This window comes from Cyanobacterium sp., assembly GCF_054166785.1.
The window spans coordinates 37,665-60,356 of the sequence record NZ_JBSZCP010000061.1 but is presented as its reverse complement, the minus strand read 5'-3'; the positions used below and the strand labels follow the sequence as shown (position 1 = coordinate 60,356).

At 37.9% G+C, this 22,692-nt stretch carries 16 protein-coding genes; 7 read left to right on the top strand and 9 right to left on the bottom strand.

All coding sequences use genetic code 11. The features are described from left to right. Window positions 1-79: 79 nt before the first annotated feature. The 5 genes from ACXITR_RS13245 (at window position 80) to ACXITR_RS13225 (ending at window position 9,251) form a co-directional block, all read left to right on the top strand. Window positions 80-733 (top strand): hypothetical protein, encoded by a 654-nt coding sequence (locus tag ACXITR_RS13245; RefSeq protein ID WP_457997694.1) that lies wholly within the window; start codon window positions 80-82, stop codon window positions 731-733. Window positions 734-743: 10 nt separating this feature from the next. Further along, on the top strand, window positions 744-866 hold the full coding sequence (locus ACXITR_RS13240) for a hypothetical protein (protein WP_457997693.1): 123 nt from the start codon (window positions 744-746) through the stop codon (window positions 864-866). A 58-nt stretch (window positions 867-924) separates the two neighbouring features. Beyond that, complete coding sequence (locus ACXITR_RS13235; RefSeq protein WP_457997692.1) at window positions 925-1,305, top strand: four helix bundle protein; 381 nt, start codon at window positions 925-927, stop codon at window positions 1,303-1,305. 215 nt (window positions 1,306-1,520) lie between these two features. Beyond that, window positions 1,521-7,007, top strand: coding sequence for a DEAD/DEAH box helicase (locus tag ACXITR_RS13230; protein WP_457997691.1), 5,487 nt, complete (start codon window positions 1,521-1,523; stop codon window positions 7,005-7,007). Between the two features lie 117 nt (window positions 7,008-7,124). Next, window positions 7,125-9,251, top strand: a complete 2,127-nt coding sequence (locus ACXITR_RS13225) for a UvrD-helicase domain-containing protein (protein ID WP_457997690.1) — start codon at window positions 7,125-7,127, stop codon at window positions 9,249-9,251. Window positions 9,252-9,285: 34 nt separating this feature from the next. Here the strand turns inward: ACXITR_RS13225 and ACXITR_RS13220 are convergent, their stop codons facing one another. Next, on the bottom strand, window positions 9,286-10,230 hold the full coding sequence (locus ACXITR_RS13220) for an NAD-dependent epimerase/dehydratase family protein (RefSeq protein WP_457997689.1): 945 nt from the start codon (window positions 10,228-10,230) through the stop codon (window positions 9,286-9,288). A gap of 54 nt (window positions 10,231-10,284) precedes the next feature. Further along, on the bottom strand, window positions 10,285-13,311 hold the full coding sequence (locus ACXITR_RS13215) for an AAA family ATPase (RefSeq protein WP_457997688.1): 3,027 nt from the start codon (window positions 13,309-13,311) through the stop codon (window positions 10,285-10,287). A gap of 179 nt (window positions 13,312-13,490) precedes the next feature. Between ACXITR_RS13215 and ACXITR_RS13210 the strand changes: the two genes are divergently transcribed. Continuing rightward, on the top strand, window positions 13,491-15,629 hold the full coding sequence (locus ACXITR_RS13210; protein WP_457997687.1) for an ATP-binding protein: 2,139 nt from the start codon (window positions 13,491-13,493) through the stop codon (window positions 15,627-15,629). Here ACXITR_RS13210 and prfB read toward each other — a convergent pair. The 6 genes from prfB to ACXITR_RS13180 form a co-directional block, all read right to left on the bottom strand. After that, window positions 15,626-16,730 (bottom strand): peptide chain release factor 2 gene (gene prfB / locus ACXITR_RS13205; RefSeq protein WP_457997686.1). Its coding sequence is split into 2 segments (ribosomal slippage): window positions 15,626-16,657 and window positions 16,659-16,730, totalling 1,104 coding nucleotides; the frame shifts between segments, so codons are not numbered across the junction. The genes ACXITR_RS13210 and prfB overlap by 4 nt on opposite strands. Before the next feature lie 95 nt (window positions 16,731-16,825). Next, window positions 16,826-17,329: an NADPH-dependent FMN reductase gene (locus ACXITR_RS13200; RefSeq protein ID WP_457997685.1), complete on the bottom strand. Its 504-nt coding sequence runs from the start codon at window positions 17,327-17,329 to the stop codon at window positions 16,826-16,828. A gap of 203 nt (window positions 17,330-17,532) precedes the next feature. Further along, window positions 17,533-18,159 (bottom strand): tRNA (adenosine(37)-N6)-threonylcarbamoyltransferase complex dimerization subunit type 1 TsaB, encoded by a 627-nt coding sequence (tsaB, locus tag ACXITR_RS13195; protein WP_457997684.1) that lies wholly within the window; start codon window positions 18,157-18,159, stop codon window positions 17,533-17,535. Next, the gene (locus ACXITR_RS13190; RefSeq protein WP_457997683.1) at window positions 18,156-18,989 is read right to left on the bottom strand and encodes a hypothetical protein; all 834 of its coding nucleotides are present in this window, start codon (window positions 18,987-18,989) and stop codon (window positions 18,156-18,158) included. The genes tsaB and ACXITR_RS13190 overlap by 4 nt, the downstream gene beginning before the upstream one ends. A 10-nt stretch (window positions 18,990-18,999) precedes the next feature. Next, window positions 19,000-20,169 (bottom strand): FtsW/RodA/SpoVE family cell cycle protein, encoded by a 1,170-nt coding sequence (locus tag ACXITR_RS13185; RefSeq protein ID WP_457997682.1) that lies wholly within the window; start codon window positions 20,167-20,169, stop codon window positions 19,000-19,002. An 87-nt stretch (window positions 20,170-20,256) separates the two neighbouring features. Further along, complete coding sequence (locus ACXITR_RS13180; RefSeq protein WP_457997681.1) at window positions 20,257-21,435, bottom strand: response regulator; 1,179 nt, start codon at window positions 21,433-21,435, stop codon at window positions 20,257-20,259. Between the two features lie 127 nt (window positions 21,436-21,562). Between ACXITR_RS13180 and glyQ the strand changes: the two genes are divergently transcribed. Further along, window positions 21,563-22,438, top strand: coding sequence for a glycine--tRNA ligase subunit alpha (gene glyQ, locus ACXITR_RS13175; protein WP_457997680.1), 876 nt, complete (start codon window positions 21,563-21,565; stop codon window positions 22,436-22,438). Window positions 22,439-22,477: 39 nt separating this feature from the next. Here glyQ and ACXITR_RS13170 read toward each other — a convergent pair whose 3' ends face one another. Beyond that, window positions 22,478-22,663: a DUF3285 domain-containing protein gene (locus ACXITR_RS13170; RefSeq protein ID WP_457997679.1), complete on the bottom strand. Its 186-nt coding sequence runs from the start codon at window positions 22,661-22,663 to the stop codon at window positions 22,478-22,480. Between the last annotated feature and the right edge of the window lie 29 nt (window positions 22,664-22,692).

Here is a 22,692-nt window from a genome sequence, read left to right as displayed (position 1 = left end):
ATAATGGGTCGAATTTTTCACACCAACGATTAAAACATGGTGGCATGGACGAAGACGTTGTTTCTTTCATAATGACCTAATGTTGTCACTCTGTCTACTTTTATTATTAGTTTACCTTACTTTTCTGTTTAAGTACCGTTATTTACCTCGCACTAACTATGTTCCTGCCTGTGGTGAGGAGGAATATCTTAACCGTATTCCTACCGTTTCTTGGCTAGAGGAAGGGGAAGGTAAGGCAAAAAAGGTTACGGAATATTATCGTTTAGTTTTCCGTAATATGTTACCTTCAGGAAATGAAAGAACTTTAATCGGCTCAATTATTCCTAAAAAAGTTACCTTTATTAATACTTGTAATGGAATTGCTTTTCAGAATGAAAGACTGCCAGAAGGTTTAATTTTTAGTAGCTTAAGTTTTTCAATAATTTTTGATTTCTTAGTGAAAATATCAGGAAAAGGACTTTTAGCAACACTATTAAAAGATTTTCCGATTATTTACGGCACAAAATACGACAAAGCGTTAATAGTGCGTTGTTTAACCCTAACTTGTTTAACCAACCATTACACCGAGTTATGGGAAAGTAGCTATGACGCAGAATTTAATGAGGATAGTTTTACCCTCACCCCCCCAACCCCCCTCTCCCAAAGGCGAGGGGGGAGCAATGAAGAACTCTTGTCCCCCTCTCCTACTAGGAGAGGGGCTAGGGGTGAGGGCAAAAGAAATCGGCTGGAATGACATCAAGGAGATGAAATCTGGCACAGTAGAGCGCACAATTATGGACGATACCAGCCCATCGGGAACGGTGGAAAGGGTGATTAGTTATCAGGCGCCATTTGAGAGGAGGTTCGATGGGATGAGTAATGAGTAATGAGTAATGAGTAATTACTTATAAAGTATAATTGAATTATTGTATTGAAATTTTACTTATGACTAATGATAATAAAAATATAACTATTCAAGAAAGAACGGAAATTTTTGCCATTAGAGTGATAAAAGCATACTCAGAGCTTAATAAAAGACATTTTGATGATGCGGGGAAAATTTTATCAAAACAATTTTTAAGAAGTGGAACGTCTATCGGGGCAAATTGTTCAGAAGCTGTTTTTGCTCAATCTAACAAGGATTTTATTAATAAATATTCTATTGCTTTAAAAGAAGCCAATGAAACTAAATATTGGATAAAAATAATGACTAAATCAGGTCTAGTTTCGTTATCTAAATTTGAAAATATGATAGAAGAAAATGATAGAATTATCAGAATACTAATAAGTTCCATCAACAAATTGAAAGAAAAACAACCCCACTAACCATCAACTCATTACTTCTCACTCCTTACTCATTACTCATTACTCATTACTCCCTACTCCCTACTCCCTACTCCTTACTCCTTCCTCCCTACTCCCTACTCCCTACTCCCTACTCCTTCCTCCCTACTCCTTACTCCTTCCTCCCTACTCCCTACTCCTTCCTCCCTACTCATTACTCATTACTCATTACTCATTACTCATTACTCCTTCCCGCCATGATTCCATCCCTTCTTGCCGATGAACTTCGCACCAGCATTGCAGAATATTTACGCACGGAGTTTACCCCCACTACCCCCAGTTTTACTAACCTCATTGAAGATTTTTTGCAGGAAGAAGATAGTATTTTTAAAGGATCTTATTTATCCCTTGGTTTACCCTTTCGGCGAGGAAATATTGGTAAGGATTTTTTTCCCGATGTACCCATGAAGTTTGCTCCCCATCTTCATCAGGAGTTAGCTTTTCATCGCCTCCAAAGCCCCCATTATCAATCTACCTTGGTGGCAACGGGTACGGGTTCAGGGAAGACGGAATGTTATATGATGCCCATATTGGATCATTGTTTGCAAACTTTCCGAGAAAGGGGGATCAAGGCTATTTTGATTTATCCCATGAATGCCCTGGCTACGGATCAAGCTAAACGTTTGGCTGGTTTAATTTGGCATAATCCCCACCTAAAGGGGAAGGTAACGGCGGGGTTATATGTGGGGGATTCGGAAAGAGAGCCGAAAACAGTGATGGGGGAGGATTATGTTATTACGGATAAAAAGTTATTGAGACAATATCCCCCCGATATTCTGCTGACTAACTATAAAATGCTTGATTATCTGTTGATTCGTCCTAGTAGTCAGAGTATTTGGGCAAAAAATAACCCTGAAACGTTGCGTTATCTGGTGGTGGATGAAATTCATACTTTTGATGGGGCGCAGGGTACGGATTTGGCTTGTTTGTTGCGTCGTCTCAAGGCTAGGTTACAAACGCCCCCTAAACATCTTGCCTGTGTGGGTACTTCTGCCACTTTGGGGGGGGATAATAGTAAGCAGGAGATGATCCATTATGCGCAAACGATTTTCGGTGAGTCGTTTGGGGAGTCGGCGGTTATTGAGGAGGATCGTTTATCATCGGTGGATTTTTTGGCTTCGGCGTTAATTGACTATGCACCATTACCCAGCAGTGAGGATTTATGGGGGCTTAGGAATGCGCAGTATGAGAGTTTGGCGGATTATGTAAAGGCTCATTTTTACCTCTGGTTTAATGAGGAGTTGGGGGATAATTTTGATGATTTGCCATGGCGGGTGGCTCTGGGCGATCGCCTGAAGTCGTTATTTATAGTGCAAAATTTACTCAAGGTAATGGATCATCATCGGGTGATTTCTTTGGGGGTATTGTGGCAAGAGTTGAGCCGTAACAACAGTTTGGGGCAGAGATATAGTGATCAAGAAGGGGAAATCATTTTAAATAGTTTATTAACCCTAAGTGCGATCGCCCGTAATGGTGACGGAGGAGCATGGGTAAACATCCGCCTACAGTTTTGGCTTAGGGAATTGAGAAGAATGGTGGCAACGGTGAGCGAAAAACCAAGATTAGTCCACCACGATGATTTAACCCCAGAACAACAAAAAAGAAGTTTACCCGTAATTCATTGTCGCCATTGTGGTAGTACAGGGTGGGGGGGGTTAAGAAGACAAACCGCCGACAATAAGATCAGTTGTGATGTGAAAGATTTTTATGTGGGTTATTTCTCCCAAAACCCTTTAATCACTTTTGTTTTCCCTGAAGATGCCCCACAGGGAAATACCCCTCTCCCTAACCCTCTCCCTCTGGGAGAGGGAACAATATCCCCCCTCTTACCCCCCTCTCCTCTTAGGAGAGGGGCTGGGGGTGAGGTCAAATCCCTAGGAGGTGAGGTTCTACACCATCAGCTATGCACAGAATGTCTGACTCTCAATAAACAAAGTGCGATCGCCTGTAATCGTTGCGGTAGTGACCATTTAATTGCTGTCATGGAACCGAGTAATTTGGTACATACCAGCACCAAAAATGAACAGATTACCCGCAAAATTAGCCATGATTGCCCCGTGTGTGGTAGTAAGGATGGTTTACTCATTTTAGGGTCAAGATCCGCCAGTTTAGCTAGTGGGGCTATTGGTACTTTTTTCACTTCTGTTTACAATGATGACCCCAAATTAATTACCTTTTCTGATTCGGTACAAGATGCCGCCCACCGTGCGGGTTTTTTTGAAGCTCGTACCTATAAAATTACGGTGCGATCGGCTATTTGTCAATCTTTACAAACTCCTCAAAACCTCCACCATTTCAGGGAACAATTCACCAGTAAGGGGCCATCGCCCTTTACCAACGATGGGGACTATGTAGCCACCTTTATCCCTGCGGATATGGAATGGTTGAAAGAATGGGAAACATTGCAACAGGGGGAAAAATTAGACCCCTATTTAACAAAATTAATCCATCAAAGGCTCGACTGGGAAATTATCGCCGAATTGGGCTTACATAGCAAAAAAGGAGGCTCATTGGAAAAAAGCCATAGCTGTAGTGTTGGCTTAGATCAACCATTACTGACTCAAACTCTCATCCCCCTCCAAGAAACCCTCCGCAACGAAATTGGCGGTTTAGAAAAGCTCAACTCCAACCCATTAAAACAATTAATCGTGGGGATGGTATATCACCTACGGCAACGGGGAGGAATTTTACACTCCGCCACCAAAAATTATATCGAAGATGGTGGCAACACCTACCGCCTCCAACAACCTCCCTTTATGCCTCCTTTTGGCCCTGCTTCCCTCACCCCTACCTATTTAACCGAGGGAAATTTACCCCGTTTTGAATCATTATTTTCATCGAGGGGGCATTCTTCATGGTACGAAATTTGGGTGTATAAATTGCTAGGTAACTATTGCCCCCTAATTATCAGTCAACTAGAATCAATTTATGACATCATTCTTACCCATCTGGTGGAAAACGGTATCTTTGGGCTAAATTTTGCCAAGAAAAGTATCAGGGTATGGGGTATCGAACAAAAAGCCCTAGAAATCCATCCCCATAGCCATCGGTTTAAGTGTAATCACTGCACCCATGAAGTGGTAGCCACTCCCCCAGAAGCCTATCTTTGGGAGAATATGCCTTGTTTACATCCCCAATGCCATGGACATTATCAGGAAAGTGTTAACCTCACCTCCAACTTTTATCGTAATCTTTACCGTCAAGGCAAATTACGCCGTATTTTTGCTCGAGAGCATACAGGGTTATTAACTAGGGATGGGAGGGAAGATTTAGAACAACGGTTTATCAAAGGGGATAGAAAAACTGACCCTAATCTACTCTCTGCCACCTCCACTCTCGAAATGGGTATTGATATTGGGGATTTATCTTCGGTGTTGTTATGTTCGATTCCCCCTAATCAAGCTAATTATCAGCAAAGAATTGGACGGGCAGGAAGAAGAGATGGTAATGCCCTGATAACGGCGATCGCCAATGGTACTCCCCATGACCTCTATTTTTGGTCAAATCCTTTGAAAATGCTTAATGGTGGGGTAATGCCCCCCGGCTCATATCTTGATGCTGCGGCTATTCTACAACGGCAATTAACCGCCTATTGTTTGGATCGTTGGGTGGTAGAGGAAGCCCAATCTATGAAGGTATTAGAAGATTTTGGCAAGGTTTTAACCGCCATTGAAAACAAAAATTTATCCCGTTTTCCCTATCCTTGGTTAAGTTATATCGATCAACATCAACAGAAATTATTACAGGGTTTTATTAATTTATTTACCCAAGAAATAAATCCTAATACAAATCAACCCATACTCTCCGATGTCACCATTGAACAATTAAGACTATTCATCGAGAAGGGGGAAGATAATGAAGGGGGATTAACTTGGCAAATCCTCAATCGTTTACAGGAAGTGGTGGAGGAGAGAACAAGGTTAAAAAAGCAAATTAGTGCCTTAAAAAGTCGTCTCGAAAACAAAGAAAAAGGGGCAAAATCACAAAATCATGAGCAGGAAGTTGGGGAACTACAAAGGGAGCGTAGTGGTTTAATGGATTTAAGGAAGAAGATTAACGACAAAAATATCCTTAATTTTCTCACCGATGAAGGTTTATTGCCTAATTATGCTTTTCCTGAACCGGGGGTAACCCTCCAATCTATTATCTGGAGGAAAAAAACCACCCAAGGAGATGCCCAAGGTAATAAATATGAAACCTCCTCTTTTGAATATGAGCGCCCCAGTGCGATCGCCATTAAGGAATTAGTACCCAGCGGAGTGTTTTACGCTCAAGGAAAACAAGTTAAAATCGATCAAATAGATCTCAATCTTTCCAAGGTAGAAGAATGGAGATTGTGCCGTAATTGTTCCTTTGCCACCGAAGCCATTCGAGATATTGCCCACCAAGCAACTTGCCCCCGTTGCGGTGATATTATGTGGTCAGATGAGGGTAGAAAACGCAAATTACTACGGTTAAGGCAGGTAATGGCGACCACTAGCGCCCATAGTAGTAGTATTGGGGATGATCGAGATGAGAGAAACAGTGCCTTTTTTACTCGTCAAATGTTGGTGGATTTTGAACCGAATCACTGTGAAAATAGTTATTTAATCGATGATGAAACTTTCCCCTTTGGCTTTGAATTTATTAGTAAAGTTACCTTTCGGGAGATTAATTTTGGTGAACCTTCCCATTTAGCCGATAATTTTGAAGTGGCGGGGGAGTCTTTCCCTCGGGCAGGATTTAAAATTTGTCGTCATTGTGGCAAGGTGCAAAATGGTAGGGATGATAAACCAAATCATACTTTGAGTTGTACCAGTCACACCAAAAAACGACCAGAAGATTTTATCGATGTTGTCTATCTATTTCGGGAATTTCAATCGGAGGCGATTCGCTTTTTAATGCCCATAGATACCCTCAACTCAGATCAACAATTACACTCTTTTATCGCCGCTTTACAGTTGGGTTTGAAACTTTATTTTAAGGGTAGTGTAGATCATCTCAAAACTTTAATTAATCAAGAACCTTCTAGTAATAGTCCCAGTTTACTACGCAAACCCTTTTTATTCCTCTATGACACTATCCCTGGAGGTAGTGGTTATCTAAGGCAATTATTGAGGAATCCTGATAACTTTTTTAAACTATTCCAACAGGCGTTAATGGTATTAAAAACCTGTGAATGTGAGGATGGTTGTTATAACTGTGTTTATGGTTATCGCAATAGTTTTGACCGAGATTACACCAGTCGCACGGTAGCCCGAAACTTACTTAATAGTATTCTTTCTCGTCAATCTCTCCTTAAACCTCACCCCTCAAATCTTTCCTTAGTTCCCCTCAATGCTTTATTTGATAGTGTTTTGGAGCAAAGATTTATTGAAGCCTTGAGACGTTATCGCTACCAAAATCAGCCTACCATAGTTAGTAAGGAAATAGTTAATGGCAAGGCTGGTTATTTTGTGCAAATAGGAGATAAGTCATGGAATATTGAGCCACAGGTGGATTTAGGTAGTAATCAAGGCATAAATCCCCCTAGTCGCGCTGATTTTGTTTTTTATCCTACGAAAAAGGAACAGAGTAAGCCCATTGTTATTTTTACGGATGGTTGGCAATATCATTGCGATCGCACTTGTACAGATTTTAGTCAACGGATGGCGATCAATAAAACTGAATGTTATTATCAACAATATTTATGTGAAAAATGTTGATTACCAAAATAAGGGGCTCAAATTTTATAATTAGGAAAAATATCTAGGGCTTACTACATAAATTAAAAACCATAAATACTACTATTATCAATTCTCAATTCTCCATTATCAATTATTATGATTCCCTCTATTAAAATCGCTTTTGGCTCAGATTTTTTACAAGCATTTAGTAATCTTTCATCCCAAGGACAAAGTAAAACCCGTCGATTTATCGATAAATTTACCACCAACCCCACCGCTTCAGGGTTAAACTACGAAAATATTACCAATGCACGGGATACTCAGCTAAAGTCTGTTCGGGTTGATAACAATTATAGGGCGATCGTTCGTAAACCCGAAAAAGGTAATACTTATTTACTACTATGGGTAGATAAACATGATCAAGCCTATCAATGGGCGCAAAACCGAGTATGTAAAATTAACCCCGAATCAGGGGCAATACAAATTATTGACATTGAGCAGGTAAAAAGAGTAGAGGAAGATATTAGCCGAAATAAAACAGGATTGGAAATAGCTCGATTTAAAGATATTGCCAAGAAGGATTTATTAAGGTTTGGTGTACCTGAAGAATATTTAACTGCAGTTTATGGGGTGGTGACAGATGCCGACATTGATCAAATATTACCTGAGTTGCCCGAAGAAGCCGCTGATGCCGTGATGATGTTGGGGGCTGGTTATTCGGTTAATGAAGTTTATCAGGAAATACAAAAATCCCCCTCGGAGGTGATTAACACCGATGATTTAGATAGCGCCCTAGGGAGGGACGATAGTAAAAGACGCTTTTATGTCATCGAAGATGATGCTGCTTTAGAAGCAATTTTAAATGCCCCATTGGACACATGGCGGGTATTTTTGCATCCTACCCAACGGCGCCTCGTAGAAAGGGATTGGAATGGTCCTGTGAGGGTTTTAGGGGGCGCTGGTACGGGAAAAACAGTAGTGGCGATGCACCGTGCTAAGTGGCTATTGCAACACCGTTTTAAGGCTGAGGGCGATCGCATCTTATTTACTACTTATACAAAAAATTTAGCCATTGACATTGAAACAAACCTACGCAAAATCTGTTCTTCTGCCATGATGAGAAGAATTAAGGTGATTAATATTGATGCTTGGGTGGTAAAGTTTCTTAAAAGTGAGGGGCTTAATGTCCGCATTGTTTATGATCGAGATGTACAAGAATTATGGCAAAAAGCCTATGGCATCGCACCTTCTAGCCCTGATTTACCTCTATCATTTTATCAGGATGAATGGAAAGAGGTAATCCAAACTAATGACATCAAAACCGAAAAAGAATATGTTCGGGTCTCTCGCAAGGGTAGGGGTACGAGTCTAAAACGTTCGGAAAGAGGAGCTATTTGGTCAGTATTTGAGGAATACCGCAATTTACTTCAAATTAGAGGTTGGAAGGAAATCGAAGATGCTCTCAGGGATGCTCGTAGCCTTTTAGACAATAATCCAGATATGATCCACCCCTTCCAGTCCATCATTGTGGATGAAGCCCAAGATATGAGCGAAGGAGTATTTCGTTTATTGCGTACCCTTATTCCCCAAGAAAGAACAAATGATCTATTTATTGTCGGAGATCCCCATCAACGTATTTATGGTAATAAAGTTATTTTAAGTCAGTGTGGTATCGAAATTAGGGGGCGATCGAAAAAACTACGTATTAATTACCGTACCACCGAAGAAATTCGCCAATGGGCAACATCCATATTAGAAGGATTAAATTTTGATGATCTTAATGGTAATGTAGATACTCTGAAAGAATATCGATCACTTTTGAGGGGAGAAAAACCCATCATAAAACACTTTACCAGTGAAACAGAAGAAATAGATTTTCTCATCACCAAGATTAAAGAGTTAAATAATCATGGCATACCCCTAAAAAGTATGTGCTTAACCCTAAGAACAAATCAACTGGTAAAAAAATATATTTCCATGTTAGATCAACATGACGTTAAAACCCAGATGATACAAAAAGATGAAGCTGATAATCAAGCCATCGATGGTTTAAGAGTTGCCACCATGCACCGAGTAAAAGGATTACAGTTTGATTATATGTTAATTCCTTCTGTTAATCATGACATAATGCCCTTACAGTGGGTATTTGATAGATTAACTGATGAGACTGCTAAAGATAATTTTATCCAACAAGAGCGCTCTTTACTCCATGTAGCCGTCACAAGGGCAAAACAAGGGGCGTTGATCACTTCCTATGGTCAATCTAGTTCTTTAATTTACTAATTTTTTTATTAATTCACAACCTATTGTAATAATATTACTTACTTTCAAGATGAGCAATAATTTGTTCATCTACACTAAACTCAATCTCTTTTTTATCTCTTTGATTAGCTAAATAATCATTTTCAAAAGACTCTTTTAAGCCTGAAATTAGATCATATTTTGGTTGCCATGATAGTTCTTTTTTAGCTTTGGAAATATCAGTAAAAAAGTGTTGCATTCTGATGGGAAATGCTTTTCTTTTTCCTACATCAATTTGATGGGGGTCATAATATCTAATATCGATGTCGTGGGGATTTTTACCCATGGCGGAAGCGCAGGCAAGGGCTAACCCTGTAAAGGTGGTAAAACGATCGCCCGAGATGTTGTATATTTGTCCTATGGCTTGGGAATTACCTAATACGGCAGTCATAGCTGATGCTAAATCTTCCACATGACCAAATTGAGTAATATATAAACCATGGTGGGGAATGGGAATTGGTAAACCTCGCACTAAACGGTCAAAAAACCAATTTTCCAGATCATTATAATTGCCTGAGCCATAGATATATACTGGGCGAATGGAGGTGAAGGGAATGCCGGATTCCTTGAGGTAGGCTTCGGTTTCAAATTTGCCCCGATGACGACTTTCGGGATTTAGGGGGTCATTTTCTAGGTGGGGCATCTGGTGAGATGGTAAATACACCCCTGCGGAGCTTACATAGACAAAATGGGATACTTTGCCGTTAAATAGATCTACGAGGGGTTTTGTGTCCGAGAGGGTACGCCCGTTGTTGTCAAAGATAGCATCAAATTTTTCTCCTTTTAGCTTCTCTTCTAATTCTACCGCTGAAGTGCGATCGCCCCTAATTTGTTGAATACCATCTACGGGGGCAGGATGATTTCCACGGTTAAATAAAACTACTTCATGACCTTGATGGACTAACATTTTGGTAAGGGATACACCAATAAATCTAGTTCCCCCCATGATTAAAATACGCATAAAATATCTCTTTAAACTCTACAATGCCCATTCTACCCCCTCGGGTTTCATCCATTAAACCGAGAGACGAATTTTGGAACCATCACTGGTTTTATACACTTCAATGCGAGATTGGAAAGCCTCCTTAAATTGCGGCATGTGGGTGACAGTGAGGATACAGGCAAAATCATCAGCAATAGCATTTAAAGCTCCTATGAGGCGATCGCACCCTGCATCATCCTGAGTACCAAAACCCTCATCGATTATAAGTAACTGTAACGCAGTACCAGACCTTTGGGTCAAAATACGGGAAAGGGCTAGACGAATGGAAAAATTAATCCGAAAACTTTCCCCCCCCGAATAGGTTTCATAGGATCTGCTCCCTTGGGCATCGGAGATGATAATATCAAGGGTATCTTTAAAATTTGAGTCTGACTTTTTCGATTTACTAATCTTTTCTTTTTGGGTAACAAATTGGATATGTAATTGGTTATTACTCAGACGACTTAAAGTTTGATTTGCTTCGGCTTCTAGTTGAGGTAATAGGTTTTCTATCATTAAGGCTTGAATGCCATTTTTTCCAAATGCTTTATGCAATTCCGTATAAATGCGATAGTTTTTCTCTATCTGTTGCATCTCTTTGGCAATAGATTCTAGTTGTTTTTCATCTTTATTAATATCATCTAAAGACTTTTCAATGCCTCCTTTTTGTGTTGATAATTGATTGATTTTTTCTCTTTTAAAATTTATCTGCTGTTGTAATTTGTTTAACTCTTCTCTGTGGTCACATAAAGTTGATAACTGTTGTTTTAATTGATTAATTTTGATTTCTTTTTCGTTTATTTCTGTGTGATAATTGATAATTTTTTGCTCATTTTGACTTATTTTTTGTGTTAATAAAGGATTTTTTTCCTTAGCATTTGCTAATTTCTCATACTCCAATTGATATTTTTGTAACTTTCGAATATTATTTCTTACCTCGTCAAGGTGTTCCTCATCATAGCCAATGGTAATTATTTTTTGCTGTATATCATTTATATTTTGTTGTAAATCGGAATTATTTTGCAAGTCTTTTAACTGCTCATTTAAAGTAATTAATTCTTTATCTAAATCAATCTGTTTTAATTCTAATTTACTTAGTTTTTGTTCTGCCTCTTGAAATTTTTGATAATTAGTTTCTGCCCATCGATATTTACTCTCATTTTCTCTAACTAAACTATAAGTTTCAGGACTATATCCCAACTCTTTTATTTTTGCCCTAACTTGATTTAATTCCGTCCTAATATCAGGTAGATAATTCTGAGAATTTACTAAAGCAATTAATTCCTCCGTTTCCTCCGTAATGTTATCCAATTGTTCATAAATTTCATCCATACTATTAAGAAAATTTTCATAACGAGCTTTATTTTGTTGTAGTGTTTCTTCTCGTTTTAACCTACCCCTTAAACCTTGACACTCCTCCTCTAATTCCCTTAAAGTGCGATCGCACTGTATAATATCAGAATCATACTGCCAAGAAGAATTTTCTAAATTCTTTAACTCCTTCAAGCTATTATTAATAACATGATTAAGATGAATCTCATCCAAAGGAGACTCACACACAGGGCAAATAGTATTATTATCACCCCGTAGAGTATTTAACTTTTGATTAACCTCCTCAATTTGAATTGCAACATTATTTTTATAATCCAACAAACGTTGTTTAGCTAATAATTGACTTGCCTTTTTTTCATTAACCCTTGTTAAGTAGTTTTTTTCTTTTTCAATATTTTTTAACTCTTGTTCAACATCAAGATATTGTATTCTAATCTCAGAAGCTTGTTGCACTTTTTCCCGTAAAGATAACTTTTGCTTCTCTAATTGCTCTATATTAGAAACTAACTTTACCTCTTCCTTTTCCAACTCCCTAACTAAATTAGATTCCTCCTCCTGTAAAAGATTAAAATCACTCCTAACCAAATCTAATTGAGCTAACTTATCACGATAATATCTAAACTTCTCAACATTATCAATAATTTCGTCCTTATCAGCAATAACCCTCTCCAAGTCAGCCTTACTTTTCCCCAACTCTTCTAACCTAAAATTAATCTCTCGGATACTTTGCTCTAAATTATTAACTTCTTTGTGTAACCGTTTATCTAAAGTATTAAATTCATCTACCAATAACTTATTCTCCCTATATTTTTCCGCTAAAACCTTCTCCTCATCACAACATCCCTGTAAAAGTTCATAACTACTAACAATTTCTTCCTCCTTACCCAAAATAATATTTAACTCCTCAACATCCCTAACTAATGCCTGATTCTCATCCCTCAATTGCCTTAGTTTATCCCTTACCTCCAGCAACTGATTATTTTGCCAACCTAACTCTTTTTCAAGGGTATCTCTTTCCGTATTTAAAAGTTGTACTTGTCTTAAACTCTCATTCAGTTGATGAAATTCATTTTCATGGTACGCCAAATCCTTATTAATATTGGTAAGGGCAAGAAGATAATTATCCTTCTCCTGCAACTTACCCCCCAACAACTCCCATTGCCCCTCTAAGCGATTTTTATCCTCGTTATACCTTTTTGCCGAATCCTTTGCCTTCTGTGCAACTTTGTCATACTCATCCAACTTTAGTAACTTAACTAAAATTTCCTTTCTCTGGGATGCCCCATAAGTCATAAACTTATCCGCCTGCCCCTGTTGTAGATAAGCAGAATTAACAAAAGTATCATAATCCATCTTCAAGCAATCATTAACCCTATCTTGGGTTTCCGTGACACCTTTAGCCGAAATAGAATTAAAATTATTCTTATTAAGGATTTGAAAATCTAAAGTAGAGCCTCCTTTTCTTTGTTTCGTACGAATAATGCGATAAATTTGCCCACCATAACTAAACTCAAAATCAACCCTAGTATTTTTTTCCCCCAAATGAATTACATCCTCACTAGCTTTTGCCCTTGTTTTTCCCCAAATAGCCCAAGTAATAGCCTCCAGCAAAGAGGACTTTCCCGCGCCATTAGCCCCACATATACAGGCAGTATGTAAACCATCAAAATCTAAAGTAGCCTGACGATAACTAAGAAAGTTTTGTAATGTTAATTTTTTGGGAATCATAACAATTAGGAGAAGGAATAAAAGATATACTATGACTTTTCTGAGCAAATCTTATTTGACATACATTGTCTAGCTTAACCGTTATCCGATTTATACCATAAAAAATCTGTGTCTTTTCCTTTAGGCTATATTTCCACTATTTAATTTATGATTAGAGTATCAGGGTTTGATGAATATCCATGAGACTTATTAAATATAAAAATTTGTTAATTTTGTCCCTCGGTATAGCCATGACAGGGATTTCTTTTTTTCTTTTTCATTTGTTAAATGTGCGAGAAAGAATACAAATAGAACAACTAATTTCTGCTCAATTAATTACCACAGAAACAAAAATACAAAATAAGTTAAGATCTGAAATAAATGCCCTACAAAGACTTGTCAAAGGTTGGGAATTTCGTGGCGGTTATAACCGTTTAGAGTGGGAAAATGATGTTTCTAATTATTTGAACAATACAACGGGTTATCAAGCAATACAATGGGTAGATACCGATTATTTTGTACGTTGGGTAGTTCATGAAAAAGGGAATGAAAGTGCTTTAAATTTAGATCTTAGTTTTGAGGAAAAAAGACGAAATTCTCTCAACACAGCTAAGGAAATCAGGGATAGTTTTATTACCCCAACAGTGGATTTAGTACAAGGGGTTAAAGGTTTTATTATCTATAATCCTATTTTTGTTGATGATGAATTTGATGGTTTTATTATTGGCGTATTTAATATTAATTCTTTATTTTATCATTTATTAAGGGAAGAAAGTCTTAAGGGTTATCAAGTATTTATTTATGATGATAATTCCCTGATTTATAGCACAACCTATGGTGAGGAAAAAGATAATTTATCATGGCGAGATAGCAGTAAATTGAGTTATCGGGGCATTGAGTGGGAAATTGTTTTAATTCCTAACAATACTTTAATTCAACAAAATAAATCTCCTTTACCCGTGGTGGTTTTGATAGCGGGGATTATAATTTCTTGGTTGTTGGTTTGGGGTTTAAATTCTTTGTGGAAGGCGAATAATCGTAATATTTTATTAGAGAAAGCAAGGGCAGAGGCAGAAAGTGCCAATGCTGCTAAAAGTCAGTTTTTGGCGATGATGAGTCATGAAATTCGTACTCCTCTTAATGGAATATTTGGCATTCTCAATTTATTAAAGGATACTCCGTTGAGTAATGAGCAGTATGATTTTATTGAAACTATTGAAGATAGTGGCAAAAGTTTACTTTTAATTATTAATGATATATTGGATTTTTCAAAGGTTGAATCGGGACATTTAGATTTAGTTTTTGAGGATTTTAATTTACAGCAATGTCTTAAAAGTGTGATTGATTTGCTTAGTTTTGAAGCTAAAAGTCAAGGTTTAGATTTGAAGTTATTGTGGGCATCTGATACTCCTATCTATGTGCGGGGAGATGTGGGGCGTGTGAGACAGGTTTTAATTAATTTGATTGGTAATGGTTTAAAGTTTACTAAAGAGGGAGGGGTAACGGTAGAGGTTACTAATGATGATGGTGATGAGGAGGGTAATTATCTCATTCAATTTTTGGTAAAGGATACGGGCATTGGCATTGCGAAGGAAAATCAGGAAAAATTGTTTAATCCATTTGTACAGGCGGATGGGGCGATAAATCGTCGTTATGGTGGCACTGGTTTGGGTTTGGTTATTAGTCGTCGTCTGGCTAGGTTGATGGGGGGCGATATTTGGTTTAGCAGTGAGTGGGGAATAGGTTCTAGTTTTTACTTTACTATTAAGGTGTTAAAAGCTATGGTACAAGAATCAACTCCTATGCCTGTGTCAGTTTCTAATGCCCCTCTGGATGAGCAAAAATTATTAATGAATTCTAACAACAAAGAAAAAGTCGCCGATGAGGTGTATTCAAAAAAAGCAACGGTAGAGAAGAGTAATAGTGGGTTTAAATCCGTCAGTAAACAAGACAAAAATTTACGTATTTTAGTGGCAGAGGATAACTTGGTTAACCAAAAAGTAGCTCTTTTATTACTCAAAAAATTAGGTTATGCCCCTGATTTAGCGGTTAATGGTTTAAAAGTGCTGGAGGCTTTTGAAAATAACTGTTATGACATTGTGTTAATGGATATGCAAATGCCCGAAATGGATGGTTTAAGTGCCACCCAATGGATTAGGGAAAATGTGAGTCATTCTAAACAACCCTATATTATCGCCATGACTGCCAATGCAACTAAAGCTGATGAAAAACGGTGTTTTGATGTGGGAATGGATGACTATATTAGTAAGCCTTTTGATTTTCAGGTGTTAACGGAGAAGTTAAATTTTTTGGAAATGGTGGTAAGTGAAATTAGTTAGTTATCGGGAGTTTTGAGGTATGCTTCGATAAAGTCATCTAAGTTACCGTCCATGACGCTATCAACGGCGGTGGTTTCTACGTTGGTACGTAAATCTTTCACCATTTGATAGGGATGGAATACATAGTTACGAATTTGCATCCCCCAAGCGGCTTCGACAATGTCCCCTCGAATTTCGGCGATTTCTTTGATTTTTTGCTCTTGGGCAATAACTAATAATTTTGCTTTTAGTATAGCAAGGGCTTTCTCTTTATTTTGTAATTGCGATCGCTCCTGGGTACATCTTACCGCAATACCCGTAGGCAAATGCACCACCCTTACCGCAGTTTCCACTTTATTAACATTTTGTCCACCTTTACCCCCAGCCCGAGAAGTAGTAATTTCTAAATCTTTATCGGGAATTTCCACATCAATAGCTTCATTTTCCAACAAAGGCATCACATCTACCCCTGCAAAACTGGTTTGTCTTTTACCGTTAGCATTAAAAGGGGAAATACGCACTAAACGATGGGTACCCTTTTCCCCCCGAAGATAACCAAAAGCATAACGCCCCTCCACCTCCAGGGTGACAGACTTTATTCCGGCCTCATCTCCCTCAGACATATCCGTTAAAGTCACTTTATAATCTTGATTTTCTGCCCAACGGGTGTACATCCTCAACAGCATTTGCGCCCAATCTTGGGCATCTGTACCCCCAGCCCCTGCATTGATAGTCAATACTGCACCTTTTTGATCATAGACACCACTGAGTAATTTACGCAACTCCCAGCGGTCTAATTCTTGGGCTAGTCGGGTTAAGGTGTTATCAGCTTCTGTAAATAGTTCTAAATCCTCTTCTAATTCTAATAACTCTAGGATGGCTTTAGCGTCTTCGAGGGATTTTTGCCATTGAGTTATCTGGGCGAGGGAAGATTTTACCTCATTCAAATCTTGGAGGGTTTTTTGGGCTTTATCAGCATCATCCCAAAAGTCTGGTTGACTTGCTACTTGTTCTAGGTCATGAATATTAGCTTTAAGATTGGGTATGTCAAAGATAGTCCTGAGTTGTACCCAGGCGCTCTGTTATCACACTTATTTCTCTTTTTAGATCCGCTAATTCCATTCTTTTTTTATGAATACTTTTTTATTGATTTTTAACAAGTTTCAGCTAAAAAGTTAGTATAACTCAGATTTTTCTCTGAGTCGAGGGGCAAAAAGTTAATTTCCCCATTTGACTAACTGCTTGATGACTTCTTGGGCTGATTCGGGGTTAAACGGTTTACCACCATTGGTTAAAATTGTCCTTCCCACCACGTTCATTCCAATGTATGATAATTGATTTCTCATGGCAAACAGCACATTTTGTCCTCCTCCTCCGCTATGGGTGGCAATGGCTGCTGGTTTACCGTTGAAACATCCTCGCCAATCTTCTGAACTAACACTCAACCATGCGATCGCACTTGTTAAACTAGGAGGAATACCTCCATTATACTCAGGAGCAACAAATATCATTCCTTCTGTTTCGGTAATAGTTTGATTAAGCTGTTTTACGGAGTTGGGGATACCCATTTTTTCTTGATTGGCAGGGGTGTAAAGGGGCAAATCTTCGGCGACTAAATCAATAATTTGGGTTTCGTTACCCATATCCATAGCAATTTTTTTAATTTGTTTTGCTAAGGCTAAATTTTTATTATTACTAGCTATAACAATTGAAATTTTCATATTTATAAGTTCTTATAAACTGTACTTTTATGTATTATTTATTGACAATGGACTTAAGCTCATGGTGGGTATATTTTTTTTTTACAAATTTAGCATTTATTCCCATTATTATTATATTACCAGATAATTAAAAATAACAACATATTTATTACTCAAATATCGTCAACATCTCGACGGCATAATTTATATTTATAAACATACAATTACTGATAAAAAGGAATTAAATCTTCCCACGAAGAAAATCCATTATTTAAACACTCCCTTTGATACTCTAAATTAGCTAAATCTAAAATATACTCACTATTTTTACCCAAATTTTGAGGACTTACCACTAACAAACAACTTTCGCTATATTGTTTCTTATACTCCCCCACAATATTTTCCCACTCACTATTTTTATACAATTTGTCATCTACTACACTGCATAAAATGAGCTCATTTTTTACCTTATATATACTGCCAAAAACTTCATCATTATTAGCCCTCATTTGTACTAACACTATTTCTTTTTTCTGTCCCTGTACTTCCTGCCAAGCCAAAGATTTGAGGGTAGAAATTCCATAAACAGGAATATTTAATTGTTGAGCGATGGTTTTGGCCGTGACAACCCCTATTCTGGTACTGGTGAAACTACCAGGGCCTTTTGCTACGGCAATAAACTTAAAATCTTGCCATGTTAAAGGAGTTATAAAATCCATTAAGATTTGATGTAGTTGTTTACCCAAATCCCTACCTAAATTCCAGGTTTGAGATTTTTTTTTACCTTGATTATCTACAAGGGTAATACCTAATTCTGGGCTGGTGGTATGTAGAGCGATAATTGCTTTCATTCTAATGATTCTTGGGGACTTAAATTTTGTTCTTGTAGTTGTCGTTCAATAACTTCTAATCTTTTATTTAAGTTAACATTATCCTGTAGTAAAATTTGATTATTATCTTCTAATTTTTGATTTTTTTGCTCTAATTCTCTGATTTTATTAGAAAAACTATTAATTATACGCTCTTGATTTCTCGTCTGTTGTTCTAACTCTCCCATGCGACGAATATTAGTTCTTTCTAAATATCTGATTTCATTGCGTAAATTTTGGTCTAAATTTTCTATTCTTTCTTCAGAATCATTATTAAATAAATTAAGAGAAATACTATTGAGGGTAAATAATCCCATTATGGTGCCGAGGGATAAAATACCAAATAATCCGATACCAAAATGTATTAGTTGTCTATTCTTGATACTTTGAGTTAATTTACTTAATGATTGTAAACTCTCCTCGTCATCGGGTTTAATCTCTAAACATTGTCGGATTCTTTTTCTAATGTTTTGCTCATCTTCGGGATTATGATCTTGTCGCCACCGTCCGAGGTATGATGAAATTAAACAATGAATCATTTCTATGTTATAAGGATCAAAGGCTAGTCCTTCTTCTAACTCATTGATAGCATCATCCCAGTGACGTAAACCAAAATATCCTTTTGCCCTCGCAAAGTTGGCTTGGGATTGGGTTTGGGCGAGGGAGATTTCTTCGGGGCTAATGCCAACCTCGGATACTATTTTTCGCAACTCATCGGAGGAGGGAATTTTGCGGCCCGATTGACATAATTCGGTAACTCGCTGAATGTAGTCTTCGATGGTGTTATCCGAGGCAGTTTTTATATCTTCCATGGTGGTTAAGCTATTTTTCTGGGCTTAATTCTTGATGATAGCTAGAAATTATCTTATCTTTTGGTTCTAGTTCTATGGCTACTCGAATTAAAAGTGATGTGAGTAAAATACTACTTAGTACAGAGCTTCCCCCATAACTTAACATAGGAAAGGGTACTCCTGTGGTGGGAAAAGAGCCTAGGGTTACCGCCATATGAATCAAGGATTGACTAATCAGCATTACTATCACTCCCACGGCAACTAATTTATTCATGGGATGGCTAGATTTGAGGACTATAATCAAGCCCATAATAGCATAAACGGCTAAAAAGAGGATAAAGGCGATCGCACCGATGAAGCCAAATTCTTCTGAAAAAATAGCAAAAATAAAGTCGGTATCTTGGAAAGGAAGAAAAAATAACTTTTGTTGAGACATCCCAAAACCAAGACCTGATAATTTTCCCGAACCAATAGCAATGAGACTTTGGACTAATTGATAACCAGAGCCTTGAGCATCGGACCAAGGATCACGAAAAGATACGATCCTAGTCATTTGATAAGAGTTAACATTAACACTAATAAAAGCCGTTGTCAAACCTAATATCGCCACCCCAAATAATTGAAGTAAAGGTACTCCCCCCGCCAAAGCCATTAACCACAGAGTCATCCCACATAGTGCAGTGGTACTTAGGTTTGGTTGAATTAAAATAGTTCCCAAACTGATGGCAAAAATAACCATCCAAGTTCCTTTAAACCACCATGTTTTTCGCTCCCATGTGCTAAAAATATAAGCACCTTGTAATACAAATAAGGGTTTTAAAAATTCCGAGGGTTGAATTTGAATGGGGCCCAAACTTAGCCATCTTTCCGCACCATTGACTTCTACCCCTAGCCCAAGGATAGTTGACAATACAAGCATTAAAACTAATCCATAAATGTAGGGAGTATATTTTAAAATTTCTTTAATGGGTATTCTGTAAACAAACTTACTGGCAATTAAACCAATATAAATCCACACTGCCTGTCGGGAAAAAATATACCATCCATTTCCCGTATTGGTGAGGGAAACAGGATAAGAAGCTGAGAACAAAATTACTAAACCCAATGATAGCCAAATAAAAGTCAGCCACCTAATTAGTCTTGCCTCAAAGCCCCATTTTTCAACTTCGTTATCATAAAAGGGAATTAGATGGTGAAACATATACCCACAATTTACAAAAAAATAGTAGTCCTAGTATATCTTACCGAAAAATCAGCGAAAAGCCCCTGCCTTTAGGTATGTGGTATTTTATGGTCTATGTTTGCTAATCATATTTAAAACTTCATCGGGCTGTACGGGTTTTGAAATGAAGTCTGTGGCACCTACCATTTTAGTACGCATCCTTTCCACCATACCATCATTGGAAGTTAGGATGATGATGGGGGTATTACGGAAAAAAGATAATTTACGAATACTGGCACAAATTTCGTAACCGTTGGCATTGGGCATGACTAAATCCAGAAATATTATGTCTGGTTTTGATGCTAGGATAGTGGCGATCGCCTTTATGGGGTCAGTAATCGCTACAAAACGATACCCAGCGGGTTTAAGGATAGTACTAAGGGTTTGACAAATGGCTGGACTATCATCAATACAAGCAACTAAAATACTGTTTTCTGGTTGAACAATGGTTGTTGCCGACACGGGGGGAGGTAAATCAGCAATGGCATTAAGACTAATGTAACCCTCTTCAATATAAGGCAATAGTAACTTACCCACTTGGTGCAACTCTCGTTTCAGTTGCCACGCCAAATCTCGAATCGTATTGCGTCCATTAATTAATTTAGTAAATACCTGATATACCTTGGGAGGACATTTTAATTTTAATTCCTCAGAATATTTTATGGTTAAAGCCTTATTGGGAGAGCGATCAGCCATTTTTGCCCCTAGCCACTGTTGCCAAGCCTTCCAAGCAGGGGTAATAATTTTATTACTATCAATCAAGAAAATTTGCTCAGATAAAGGAATATCAAACTCCGTATCCAAACGAAAGGTAATTTCAGGCACTTGATTAAGATCAAAAAATATTTCCATCAACATAGCGTTAATCATCTCTAATACCTGATTACGAGAAATCTTTTCTAAAGATAACCAACGCTTTAATAAATCATAATCCCAACAAATTTTAATATCCTGTTGCTCCGCAATCCACTGTAACTCCCTTTCTAAAAACCGTTGATCCGTGGCGATTTCAGGTAGATAAGCCATTAAATTTCGGCGCCATCGTCTTACAGAATGTTCCCCCCCAGTGCCATAGACAATTCTGCCCAAATTGAGATAAAACTTCCATTCCGTATTACCCGGATAACTGAGGGTTAGCTCCCCTGTAAATTGGTGTTTTTTCAGGGTGTTGAATAGATAAGTCTGTTTTGAAGCTACAAACTCCTTGATGGGGACACTATAGTTTTCAGTTGGGGGCGTATCCATTAGTGATAAATTATATGTATGCTGAGCAAAACTTAACTGATTTTAAGTATAGTCTTATACTCGTTGATCAGTTTAGTAAATTAGTAAGAAATTTTAAATTTTATTTCAATAACTTTTATTGTAATTCATGACTATTAACTTTCAAAATATTATCGCTAAATTAAATGATTTTTGGAGCCAAAGGGGTTGTATGATAGCCCAATCCTACGACACAGAAAAAGGGGCGGGTACCATGAATCATCATACCTTCCTGAGGGCGATCGGGCCTGAACCATGGTCAGTGGCTTATGTAGAGCCTTGCCGTCGTCCTACCGATGGACGTTATGGGGAAAATCCTAACCGAGTTCAGCACTACTATCAATATCAAGTAATCATCAAGCCCTCCCCCGATAACATTCAAGAAATTTATATAGAATCCCTCAAAGCCCTTGGCATCCATCCCGAAGATCATGATATTCGCTTTGTAGAAGACAACTGGGAATCTCCCACCCTTGGGGCTTGGGGGGTAGGTTGGGAGGTATGGTTAGATGGTATGGAAATTACTCAGTTTACCTATTTTCAACAGTGTGGCGGTATCGACTGTAAGCCCGTGGCGATCGAAATTACCTACGGTTTAGAGCGCCTAGCCATGTATCTCCAAGACGTAGATAGTATTTATGACATCCAATGGAATGATAACCTCAAATATGGCGATATATTCCTCCAAGGAGAAATCGAACAATGTACCTACAACTTTGAAGCATCCAACCCAGACTTACTCTTTAAACTATTCAGCCTTTACGAAGAAGAAGCCAAACAACTCATTGACAAAAATTTAGTTTTACCCTCCCTCGATTATGTCCTCAAATGCTCCCATTGTTTCAACTTACTAGACGCTAGGGGGGTAATTGCCGTGGCAGAAAGAACCCGTTATATCGGTAGAATTAGAAACCTAGCCCGTGAAGTAGCCCACCAATACCTAGCCCAAAGAGAAAGCCTAGAATTTCCCCTCATGGCAAAATAAAAAAGTAGGGTGGGCAATGCCCACCATCAAAAAAAATAACTACCTAGTTAGATAAGAAATCCCTACCAAAAAAGCTAACAAACCAACCGTAGTTAAAAAGAAATGTTTGAGAGAAAGCCCCCCCTTATTAACCATATTACGCATGGCTAATTTTACATAGCTAGGTTTTTCCTCAACACCACTGTTAGGCTTTGTTTCCACAGACTCAGGACTAGAATTAGTCATAAAGATATAGCTAAAAAATTAATTTAATA

What these genes read in the sequence shown, in the direction of transcription:
- ACXITR_RS13245 (WP_457997694.1), top strand. Translation starts at nt 80, where the DNA reads ATGTTGTCACTCTGTCTACTTTTATTATTAGTTTACCTTACTTTTCTG.
- ACXITR_RS13240 (WP_457997693.1), top strand. Translation starts at nt 744, where the DNA reads ATGAAATCTGGCACAGTAGAGCGCACAATTATGGACGATACCAGCCCA.
- ACXITR_RS13235 (WP_457997692.1), top strand. Translation starts at nt 925, where the DNA reads ATGACTAATGATAATAAAAATATAACTATTCAAGAAAGAACGGAAATT.
- ACXITR_RS13230 (WP_457997691.1), top strand. Translation starts at nt 1,521, where the DNA reads ATGATTCCATCCCTTCTTGCCGATGAACTTCGCACCAGCATTGCAGAA.
- ACXITR_RS13225 (WP_457997690.1), top strand. Translation starts at nt 7,125, where the DNA reads ATGATTCCCTCTATTAAAATCGCTTTTGGCTCAGATTTTTTACAAGCA.
- ACXITR_RS13220 (WP_457997689.1), bottom strand. Translation starts at nt 10,230, where the DNA reads ATGCGTATTTTAATCATGGGGGGAACTAGATTTATTGGTGTATCCCTT.
- ACXITR_RS13215 (WP_457997688.1), bottom strand. Translation starts at nt 13,311, where the DNA reads ATGATTCCCAAAAAATTAACATTACAAAACTTTCTTAGTTATCGTCAG.
- ACXITR_RS13210 (WP_457997687.1), top strand. Translation starts at nt 13,491, where the DNA reads ATGAGACTTATTAAATATAAAAATTTGTTAATTTTGTCCCTCGGTATA.
- ACXITR_RS13200 (WP_457997685.1), bottom strand. Translation starts at nt 17,329, where the DNA reads ATGAAAATTTCAATTGTTATAGCTAGTAATAATAAAAATTTAGCCTTA.
- tsaB (WP_457997684.1), bottom strand. Translation starts at nt 18,159, where the DNA reads ATGAAAGCAATTATCGCTCTACATACCACCAGCCCAGAATTAGGTATT.
- ACXITR_RS13190 (WP_457997683.1), bottom strand. Translation starts at nt 18,989, where the DNA reads ATGGAAGATATAAAAACTGCCTCGGATAACACCATCGAAGACTACATT.
- ACXITR_RS13185 (WP_457997682.1), bottom strand. Translation starts at nt 20,169, where the DNA reads ATGTTTCACCATCTAATTCCCTTTTATGATAACGAAGTTGAAAAATGG.
- ACXITR_RS13180 (WP_457997681.1), bottom strand. Translation starts at nt 21,435, where the DNA reads ATGGATACGCCCCCAACTGAAAACTATAGTGTCCCCATCAAGGAGTTT.
- glyQ (WP_457997680.1), top strand. Translation starts at nt 21,563, where the DNA reads ATGACTATTAACTTTCAAAATATTATCGCTAAATTAAATGATTTTTGG.
- ACXITR_RS13170 (WP_457997679.1), bottom strand. Translation starts at nt 22,663, where the DNA reads ATGACTAATTCTAGTCCTGAGTCTGTGGAAACAAAGCCTAACAGTGGT.